The organism is Luteimonas rhizosphaericola (assembly GCF_029888045.1).
In the GTDB taxonomy this organism is placed as follows: domain Bacteria; phylum Pseudomonadota; class Gammaproteobacteria; order Xanthomonadales; family Xanthomonadaceae; genus Luteimonas; species Luteimonas rhizosphaericola.
Genome location: NZ_JARXRN010000024.1, coordinates 104,825 through 114,329, shown reverse-complemented (window position 1 = coordinate 114,329; position 9,505 = coordinate 104,825). Strand labels below are relative to the sequence as shown.

Genomic DNA, 9,505 nt, shown 5'->3' with positions numbered 1-9,505 from the left:
GATCAGTTCTGGACGTTGAGCTCGGTACGGCGGTTGACCTCGCTCTTGCAGCCCGGCAGCGTCTGCGCCGTCGGCTCCAGCGGACGGCTCTCGCCGTAACCCGTCGGACCCATCAGGCGGCCGGCATCGATGCCGTTGCTGGTCAGGTAGTCGTACACCGCCGACGCGCGACGCTCCGACAGACCCTGGTTGTAGGCATCCGAACCGCACAGGTCGGTGTGGCCCGCCACCTCGACACGCAGGTCGGGATAGCGCTTCAGGATCTCCACCGCCTCGTTCAGGATCTGCACCGCGTCAGGACGCAGCGTCGAACGGTCGAAGTCGAAGTTCACGCCGTTCAGGTCGATCGTGATCGGGGCCGGCGGCGGCGGCGGGGCCGGCTGGGCCGGCGGCGGCGGCGGCGGCGGAGCCACCGGCGCGGTCGGCTCCGGACCCAGCGGGATGATCACGCCCACCGACGCGATCACGTCGCTGAAGTAGCTCTCTTCCTGCTGGTGCGGGTAGCCGCCCGAGTCCACGCCGCTCTCGGCCGCGTAGCTCTGGTCGTCGAAGTCGAAACGGGTCGCCACTTCGGCACGCACCGCCACGCGACGCGAGAAGTCGCCCTGCAGGCCGACGCCGATCTTGGCCGCCAGGTTGCCGTCTTCACGCTGCGCCGGCGAGTTCGCGCTCGGGAACGCGTCGTACTCTTCTTCCGAACGCTGGTAACCCAGGCCGAACAGCACGTACGGGGCCCAGTTGCGCTCTTCGTTGATGAAGTGGCGACGCAGGTCCAGCGAGATGCCGTACTGGCTCCAGTTCAGGTCCTGGTTGTGGTCGAAATTCGGGTTCTGGTAGTTCACCTCACCCTCCACCGACCAGACCGGGCTGATGAACTTGCCCACGCCCAGCGCGACCGCCGGAGCGTCGTTCGTGCGACGGTCGTTGTCCTGGAGGTTGAAGCCGGCCGAGCCGCTGATGTACCAGCGATCATCGAATTCCTGCGCCGCGGCCGACTGCGCCATGGCAAGCCCACCCAGTAGTGCGAGGCCGAGGATTTTCTTCTTCATTGTTTCGGTTCCTTTGAGGGACTTGCGCGTCCGGTTTCGCCGGCGCCGGCGCGGTGGCCGCTGGGCGCCTTGCAATACTCCCGCCAGCCAGCTAGCTGAACGGACCGCGGCAGATTAGATTTCACGCCGTGAAGGGCGTGTTAACAATGAAATAACGCCATGGTTGACGCCCTCGTGCGCCACGCAGGGTCCGGCAACGGGCTTCGGGGATGGGCACCGACGCAGTCGGATCCGCCGGGCCGGACAGGGGCAGCCGTCTCGCAGCGTGAGACTCGCCGGAGCGACACTGGCGTTCGCCGCATTTGCCCCCATCTCGGCCCCTCGCTAGGCTGACCGATTGCCGTCCGCCGGCACCTCCCCCCTGCTCCTATCCGGAATCCTGCCCGATGGCGATGGACACCATCCGCATTCGCGGTGCCCGTACCCACAACCTCAAGAACGTCGATCTCGACCTGCCCCGCGACAAGCTCATCGTCATCACCGGCCTGTCCGGTTCGGGCAAGTCGTCACTGGCGTTCGACACCATCTACGCCGAAGGCCAGCGCCGCTACGTGGAGTCGCTGTCGGCCTACGCGCGCCAGTTCCTGAGCGTGATGGAGAAGCCCGACGTCGACCACATCGAAGGGCTGAGCCCGGCGATCTCGATCGAACAGAAGTCGACCAGCCATAACCCGCGGTCGACCGTCGGGACCATCACCGAGATCTACGACTACCTGCGCCTGCTGTACGCGCGCGTGGGCATGCCGCGCTGTCCCGATCACGGCTACCCGCTCGAGGCCCAGACGGTGAGCCAGATGGTCGACCAGGTCCTGGCGCTCGATGCCGACACCCGCTGGATGCTGCTGGCGCCGGTGGTGCGCGAGCGCAAGGGCGAGCACGCGCAGGTGTTCGAACAGCTGCGCGCCCAGGGCTACGTGCGCGTGCGCGTCGACGGGTCGCTGCACGAGATCGACGCGGTGCCGCCGCTGGCGCTGCGGCAGAAGCACACCATCGAAGCGGTGATCGACCGCTTCAAGGTCCGCGACGACCTCAAGCAGCGCCTGGCCGAATCCTTCGAGACCGCGCTCAAGCTCGGCGACGGCATGGCCTCGGTGCAGGCGATCGACGACGAATCGGCGGCGCCGCTGCTGTTCTCGTCCAAGTACAGCTGCCCGGTGTGCGACTACGCCCTGCCCGAGCTCGAGCCGCGCCTGTTCTCGTTCAATTCCCCGGTCGGCGCCTGCCCGACCTGCGACGGCCTGGGCGTGTCGCAGTTCTTCGATCCCGACCGCGTGGTGGTGCACCCCGAGCTGTCCATGGCGGCCGGCGCGGTCCGCGGCTGGGACCGGCGCAACGCCTACTACTTCCAGCTGATCCAGTCGCTGGCCAAGCACTACGGCTTCAGCGTCGACGCCCCTTGGCAGGACCTGCCGGAAGCCTCGCGCGAGGCGGTGCTGTTCGGCAGCGGCAACACCACGATCACCTTCAGCTACATCACCGAGGCCGGCGGCCGCACCCAGCGCAAGCACCGCTTCGAAGGCATCGTGCCGAACCTCGAGCGCCGCTACCGCGAGACCGAGTCGGCCGCGGTCCGCGAGGAGCTGGCCAAGTACATCAGCGAGCGCCCGTGCGTGGACTGCGGCGGCGCGCGCCTGAACCGCTCGGCGCGCAACGTGTTCGTGGCCGAGCGGCCGCTGTCGGACCTGGTGGTGCTGCCGATCGACGATGCGCTGCGCTTCTTCGGCGAGCTGCACCTGCCCGGCTGGCGCGGCGAGATCGCGACCAAGATCGTCAAGGAGATCCGCGAACGGCTGAGCTTCCTGGTCGACGTCGGCCTGGACTACCTCACGCTCGAGCGCAAGGCCGACACGCTGTCCGGCGGCGAAGCCCAGCGCATCCGCCTGGCCAGCCAGATCGGCGCGGGCCTGGTCGGGGTGATGTACGTGCTGGACGAACCCAGCATCGGCCTGCACCAGCGCGACAATGAACGCCTGCTGGGCACGCTGACGCGGCTGCGCGACCTCGGCAACACCGTGATCGTGGTCGAGCACGACGAGGACGCGATCCGGCTGGCCGACCACGTCGTCGACATCGGGCCGATGGCCGGGGTGCACGGTGGCGAAGTGGTGGCGCAGGGCACGCTGAAGGACGTGCTCAAGGCCCCGCGTTCTCTGACGGGCCAGTACCTGTCGGGCAAGCGCGCGATCGCGGTGCCGGCCAAGCGCACGAAGGCGAATCCGAAGATGCAGCTGCGGCTGCTGGGGGCATCGGGCAACAACCTCAAGAACGTGGACCTGACGATCCCCTCGGGGCTGTTCACTGCCGTCACCGGCGTGTCGGGCTCGGGCAAGTCGACCCTGATCAACGACACGCTCTACACCCTGGCCGCGAACGAGATCAACGGCGCCTCGCACAAGCCGGCGCCGTTCCGCGAGATCCAGGGCCTGGACCTGTTCGACAAGGTGGTCGACATCGACCAGTCGCCGATCGGCCGCACGCCGCGCTCGAACCCGGCCACCTACACCGGCCTGTTCACGCCGCTGCGCGAACTGTTCGCGCAGGTGCCCGAGGCGCGCGCGCGCGGCTATTCGCCCGGCCGCTTCAGTTTCAACGTGCGCGGCGGCCGCTGCGAGGCCTGCCAGGGCGATGGCCTGATCAAGGTCGAGATGCACTTCCTGCCGGACGTGTACGTGCCGTGCGACGTCTGCCACGGCAAGCGCTACAACCGCGAGACCCTAGAGATCCTGTACAAGGGCTACAGCATCCACGACGTGCTGGAGATGACGGTCGAGGACGCGCTGGCGCTGTTCGAACCGGTGCCGTCGATCTCGCGCAAGCTCGAAACCCTGCTCGACGTGGGCCTGAGCTACATCAAGCTCGGGCAGCCGGCGACGACGCTGTCGGGCGGCGAGGCGCAGCGGGTGAAGCTGTCGAAGGAACTCTCGCGCCGCGATACCGGGCGCACGCTCTACATTCTCGACGAACCGACCACCGGCCTGCACTTCCACGACATCGAGCACCTGCTGGCCGTGCTGCACAAGCTGCGCGACGACGGCAACACGGTGGTGGTGATCGAACACAACCTGGACGTCATCAAGACCGCGGACTGGGTGGTCGATCTCGGGCCCGAGGGCGGCCATCGCGGCGGCATGATCATCGCCGAGGGTACGCCCGAGCAGCTGGCGCGGATGGAGCAGTCGCACACCGGCCGCTTCCTGGCCAAGACCCTGGGGCTGGAAGAAAAGCCGCGCGCCCGGCGCCGCTCGGCGGCCTGAGCCGAGCGGCCCTCGCCGATGCCCGTCCCGCCCTGCACCGGACCGACCACACGATGAGCCTCGACAACCGCACCGCCCTGTTCCGCCTGCCGATCGAGTTGCGCTGGCGCGACCTGGACGCGTTCAACCACGTCAACAACTCCAACTTCATGACCTACCTGGAGGAGGCCCGGATCCGCTGGTTCGAATCGCTCGGCAAGGAATGGCTGACCGAATCGACCGCGCCGCTCCTGGCCGCGGTGCAGATGAACTACCGGGTCCCGATCCCGTACCCGTCCAGCGTGGTGGTGGAGCTGTTCGCCGACCGCATCGGCACCACCAGCGTCACCATCGGCCACCGCATTGCGAGCGCCGACGGCACCACCCTGCATGCCGACGGCCACGTGGTGATGGTGTGGATCGATCGCGCGAGCGGCCGACCGGTGCCGTTGCCGGACGTGGTGCGGACGGTGGCCGCCGGCTGACGCGCCGCGGCCTCACGCCTCCTCGCCGGCGCCCTTCACCAGCGACAGCCGCCGCCACTGCGCGTCCGCCCGCGCCTCGTGCAGGCCGTGGCGCAGCATCAGCCGGTACAGGGTGACGCGCGAGATGCCGAGCTCGTCGGCGGCCTGGCCCACGTGCTGGCCGTTGCGCGCCAGCGCGCGCTCGATCGCCGTGCGTTCACCGGCGCGCCGCGCCAGGTCGATGGTTACCGCCTGCTGGTCGGAGGTTGTATCCTCCAGTTGCAGGTCGCGCGCCGACAGGTGGCTGCCCTCGGCCATCACCATCGCCTCGCGCACGCGGTTGATCAGCTCACGGGCGTTGCCCGGCCACGCATACCCCTGCATCGCCCGCAGGGCACAGGCCTTGAAGCCGCGGACCCGTCCGCCGACCTCGGCCGCATGCCGGTGCAGCGCGTGCTGCGCGATCAGCACGATGTCGCTCCCGCGCTCGCGCAGGGCGGGCAGCTTCAGTTCGATCACCCGCAGGCGATGGTAGAGATCGGCGCGGAAGCGCCCGTCCTCGACCGCGCGCCTCAGGTCGACATGGGTGGCCGAGACGATCCTGGCGTCCACGCGGATCGGCGAGTGGCCCCCCAGGCGCGAGATGCATCCTTCCTCCAGGAAACGCAGCAGCGAGGCCTGGGACTCCATCGGCAGGTCGGCCACCTCGTCGAGGAACAAGGTGCCTCCGTGCGCCTGCTCCACCCGACCGAACTTGCGCTGCACCGCCCCGGTGAACGCACCGCGCTCGTAGCCGAACAGTTCCGACTCCATCAGGCTGTGGGGGATGGCGCCGCAGTTGATGCCGACGAACGGCAGGGCCCGGCGGCGGGAGTGCCGGTGCAGCGCGGCCGCCACCAGCTCCTTGCCGGTGCCGGTCTCCCCTGCGAGGAAGACCGGCGCGTCGGAGCCCGCCGCCTTGACCACCCGCCTGGCCAGCTGGCGCATCGCCTCGCTCTCGCCGACCACGCCCTCGAGCCGCGGCCAGCCATCCGCGACGCCGCCGTCGTCCGAGGCCAACCGGGCCATGCCGAGCGCATGCCCGAGCACCAGCGACAGCGTCCCGGGCTCGCACGGGAAGGTGACGTAGTCGTGGCACCAGGCATGCACCAGGCGACGCAGCGGCACGCAGGCGAGCTGCGCCGCCTGCAGTACCGCCACCCACTCCCGGTGCGGGTCGGACACGGCGGTGGCGAGCTCTGGACGCAGCAGCAGCGTGGAGGCATGACTGTCTTCAACGCCGCGCAGGTCGAGCAGGCCGACGCCCGGCTCGTGGGCCGGCCCCTCCTCCACCCCGCCATCGAGGCGCACCGGATGCCAGCCCGCCGCCTGCAGCGCGCATTCGAGCGCGCACTCGTCGGCAACGGCCTGCGCCTGCAGGTAGACCAGTTCACGGGATTGGGGACGCGACTGCATGCGGGAACTCCCCCGCATCCTCCCCCTGGATGCCGATGCCTGTGGTCATGCTTCCATGGTTCACGCCAACGCAGGCTGGCAGCGGGAGCGGACAGCCCGGCGCGGGCGCCGGGGACCGCAGCGCGGTGGTCGTAGCGGACAGGTCGTGCAAGGAGCCGGGCGGCACGCGCGCCCCGCGGCCGCGGGACGCGCGCTAGAACGTCACCGGCACCCGCACCGCGAGCGAGACATCGGGCGTGTCGCGGGTGACCCCCACCCCCAGCGCCACGTTGAGGCTGGTGCGCTCGCTCAGGCGGTAGGAACCGCCGAGCACCAGGGTTCCCAGCACCACCCGGACCGCGCCGGGGGCGTCCTCCCCGTTCTGCTTGGTGCGGTCGACGATGCTCTGGTCGTAGCCGAAACTGACCGCCGCGCGCTCGTTCAACGCCAGGCCCATGCCGAAGTTGAAACCGATGATGTCGCCCGCGTCGACCGTCCCCAGCAGTTCGGTCGTGGTCTGCGGGAAGCCCTCCGGGGCGCCGGACAGCACGGTCCTGGAGACATTGTCGCGCTCGAAGTTGTGCAGGTAGCTCAGGCTGCCGAAGAACACCACCGGGTCCGAGGCGTACAGCCAGGTCACGCCGGGCTGCAGCGCGGCGAAGCCGCTGCCGGTGGGCAGGTCGAGCGGCAATCCGGTACCGGTGGCGTTGGCCACGCAGCGGGTCACGCAGTCGGTCACGACCTCGAACAGGTCGCGCCCGGTGCGCGTCTTGTAGCGCAGCCACAGCACGTAGAACGGCTTGTCCACGCCGCCTTGGTTGAGCTGGTAGCGGGCGGTGAGCTCGATGTCGCCCACGCCCTTGCCGTCGGCCTGGAAGACGCTGTCCTGGGCCGAGCCGGTGAAGATCTCGCGGCTGACGGTATCGCTGCTGATGTACGAGAACGGCGCCTTGACCTCCAGCTCCAGCCGCCGCCCCAGGCCGTAGCGCGCGGCCAGCGCCGCGGTCAGGCTGGTGGTCTTGACCTGGCGCACGTCGATCAGGCCGATCAGGATCGCGGGGATCACGGTGTAGCCGACCAGGGCGACGCGGTCGTTGCTGGAATAGCCGAACTGCAGCGAGGGCTCCAGCACCAGGCGTCCGCGCGGCGTCAGCACGCCGGGCTGGTCGAAGATCTGCGCCACTTCGGGCGGACGTTCCGCGGACTCGGGCGGTCGCCCGACCTGCGTGGCGCCGACGGCTTCGTCGGCCTGGGACGTCGAGGCCTGCAGGCCGGACGCGTCGTCGGCCGGCACCGCAGCGGTCGCCACGCCCGGGAGGGACGATGTCGCCGGCTGCGCGCCCTCCGGCGCAAGCCCGACGGTGGCCTGCCCCAGCGCCAGCGGCAAGGCCGCGTGCGCCGGATCGTCGCCACGCGCACGCATCGCGTCGAGCCGCGATCGACCCAGCTCGCGTGCCAGGCCATCGAGTTCGCCCTGCTGGCGCTCGACCAGCGCCTGCAGGGCACCGATCTGGCGATCCTGTTCGGCCAGCCGGCGTTCCATCTGCTGCAGTCGCGCCTCGTGCGGCGCGTCCTGCGCCTGGGCGGCGCACGCCCACCACAGCGCGCCCACGAGCAGCAGGGGGCGCAAGGCGGAGGCGTCAGTGCGCACCATGTCGCCACCGCTGCGGCGGTGCGAGGGTGGCGGCGTGTTCGGTTGCATGGCGAACATCCCTGTCCCCGCGCACACCGTCAGAGTCCGCCGACCGAGGCCGTCGCCGCGGCCTGCAGGGCCTGCGCGGTGTTCAACGCCTGCAGCAGGCCGAGCGCGTTGGAACCTGCGTCCAGCGTGCTCTGCACCTGGATGCGCTGGCCATCGAGGGAGTTCTGGATCACCAGCCCGGCCACGTCCGCCGGCGCCGCGTTGCCCGCGCCGATCTGCACCAGTTGCGTCGGCCCGAGCGCGGCCAGCTGCGCCGCCTCGTCCGCGGTGATCCTGCCCACGTCGGCCACCCGCACGCGCAGCGACGAGACCAGCGCGCCGTTCACGTACACGGTGCGCTCGAAGCCGAACGACACCTGCAGCCCGGAGGGCATCACGAAGCCGCCGCGCTGCGCCTCCAGCGCCGCCGGATCGACCGGGCGCCACTCGGATCCCAGCGCCTGGACGCCCGACCCGCCTGCCCGTGCCGGCAGGCACGCCAGCAGCAGCCAGGCCAACGCCGCCCATCGCCATGCGGTCCGCGCGTCCATCAGATGTCTCCCGGTCCGCGCCGCGGGATCACGATGGTCTGCAGTCCCTGGCGCTGGATGCCCACGTGCAGCGGCGCCTCGGGCGCGGCCTTCCAGTCGCGCCCCTGGTTGAAGCTCGCCAGCTCGCGCCGGTTGTGGACCACGAACAGGACCCGGTTGTCCCAGATCCGTTCGAAGTCGCGCCGCGGGATCGCGCGCGCGCCGCGGGCGGGGTCGGCCACCAGCACGCGTCCGTTCCGCAGCCCCCGTACCACGACGAAATGGCGGTAGCCGCGGTCGTTGAGCAGGACGATCGCCGGCAGCCCCTGTTCGGGCAGCCTGTCGAGCGGCACCAGGAAACCGTCGGCCTCGAATCCGCGCGAGGCCAGGTAGCGGCGCATGTCGAGCAGCGAGAAGCCCTCCGCGCGGATCCGCGCCTGGTCGCCGGTGGCGTACATGTGCGCGAACACCTCGGCCTCGGCGACCGGGGTGCCGTACTGGTAGGTCAGCAGGGTCGCCACCGCCGCCGACCCGCAGCTGAAGTCGTACTGCTGCGGCACGGTGGTGCGGAAGCGCGCCTCCTTCAGGCTGGTCACCGGCACCGAGTACCCGCCGCTGAAAGGCACCCGCAGTTCGATCGAACCCGCGAGCGCGGCGGACGCCGACAGCGCCAGCGTTGCGCCGAGCAGCGATGTGCGCAGTGCGCTCACGGCCCCGCGCCGAACCTGACGTTGACCGACGTGCCGTTCTGGATCAGCACGTTCGAGCCGCTGTTCTGGATCACGGTGTTCAGGCCCGCGGCGTTGGCGAACGCTCCGCCGTCGACGCGGTTGTCGCCCGATACGATCTGGCTGGCGGTGTTGCCGTCCACCGTGCCGTGGGCGTCGACGCTCACCACGGTCGACCCTTCCCCACCGCGCAGGCCCGCCAGCGCCTCGTCGGCGACCGCGGGGCCGAGCGCCTCGCGGGCGGCGCCCGCAGACGCCGCGGGCGTCGGGGCCGCATCGGGTTCCGCCATGCCCGCCAGCGCGGGCCAAGGCACCAGCAACAGACCCGCGGCCAGGCGGTGCCAGCGCTTGCATGCATCCATGGATCCACCTCCCCGGCGGTGCCG

The 9,505-nt window shown here is 70.4% G+C and carries 7 protein-coding genes and 1 pseudogene; 2 read left to right on the top strand and 6 right to left on the bottom strand.

The features are described from left to right. Positions 1-2: 2 nt before the first annotated feature. Complete coding sequence (locus QFW80_RS09360; RefSeq protein WP_425603537.1) at positions 3-1,049, bottom strand: OmpA family protein; 1,047 nt, start codon at positions 1,047-1,049, stop codon at positions 3-5. Positions 1,050-1,435: 386 nt separating this feature from the next. Between QFW80_RS09360 and uvrA the strand changes: the two are divergent. Both uvrA and QFW80_RS09350 read left to right on the top strand, forming a co-directional pair. Further along, a pseudogene (uvrA, locus tag QFW80_RS09355) lies at positions 1,436-4,340 on the top strand (excinuclease ABC subunit UvrA); the annotation flags it as partial. Between the two features lie 16 nt (positions 4,341-4,356). Beyond that, positions 4,357-4,767: an acyl-CoA thioesterase gene (locus QFW80_RS09350; RefSeq protein ID WP_280601525.1), complete on the top strand. Its 411-nt coding sequence runs from the start codon at positions 4,357-4,359 to the stop codon at positions 4,765-4,767. 12 nt (positions 4,768-4,779) lie between these two features. Here the strand turns inward: QFW80_RS09350 and QFW80_RS09345 are convergent, their stop codons facing one another. The 5 genes from QFW80_RS09345 to QFW80_RS09325 form a co-directional block, all read right to left on the bottom strand. Next, complete coding sequence (locus QFW80_RS09345) at positions 4,780-6,201, bottom strand: sigma-54 dependent transcriptional regulator (protein WP_280601523.1); 1,422 nt, start codon at positions 6,199-6,201, stop codon at positions 4,780-4,782. Positions 6,202-6,394: 193 nt separating this feature from the next. Next, a complete protein-coding gene (locus QFW80_RS09340; RefSeq protein ID WP_280601522.1) occupies positions 6,395-7,882 on the bottom strand; it encodes an acetate kinase in 1,488 nt (495 codons plus the stop codon). 29 nt (positions 7,883-7,911) lie between these two features. Then, positions 7,912-8,412: a hypothetical protein gene (locus tag QFW80_RS09335; protein ID WP_280601521.1), complete on the bottom strand. Its 501-nt coding sequence runs from the start codon at positions 8,410-8,412 to the stop codon at positions 7,912-7,914. Then, on the bottom strand, positions 8,412-9,101 hold the full coding sequence (locus QFW80_RS09330) for a C39 family peptidase (RefSeq protein ID WP_280601520.1): 690 nt from the start codon (positions 9,099-9,101) through the stop codon (positions 8,412-8,414). The genes QFW80_RS09335 and QFW80_RS09330 overlap by 1 nt, the downstream gene beginning before the upstream one ends. Continuing rightward, entirely contained in the window at positions 9,098-9,481 is a 384-nt protein-coding gene (locus QFW80_RS09325; protein WP_280601519.1) for a hypothetical protein, read from the bottom strand. The genes QFW80_RS09330 and QFW80_RS09325 overlap by 4 nt, the downstream gene beginning before the upstream one ends. Positions 9,482-9,505: the final 24 nt, after the last annotated feature.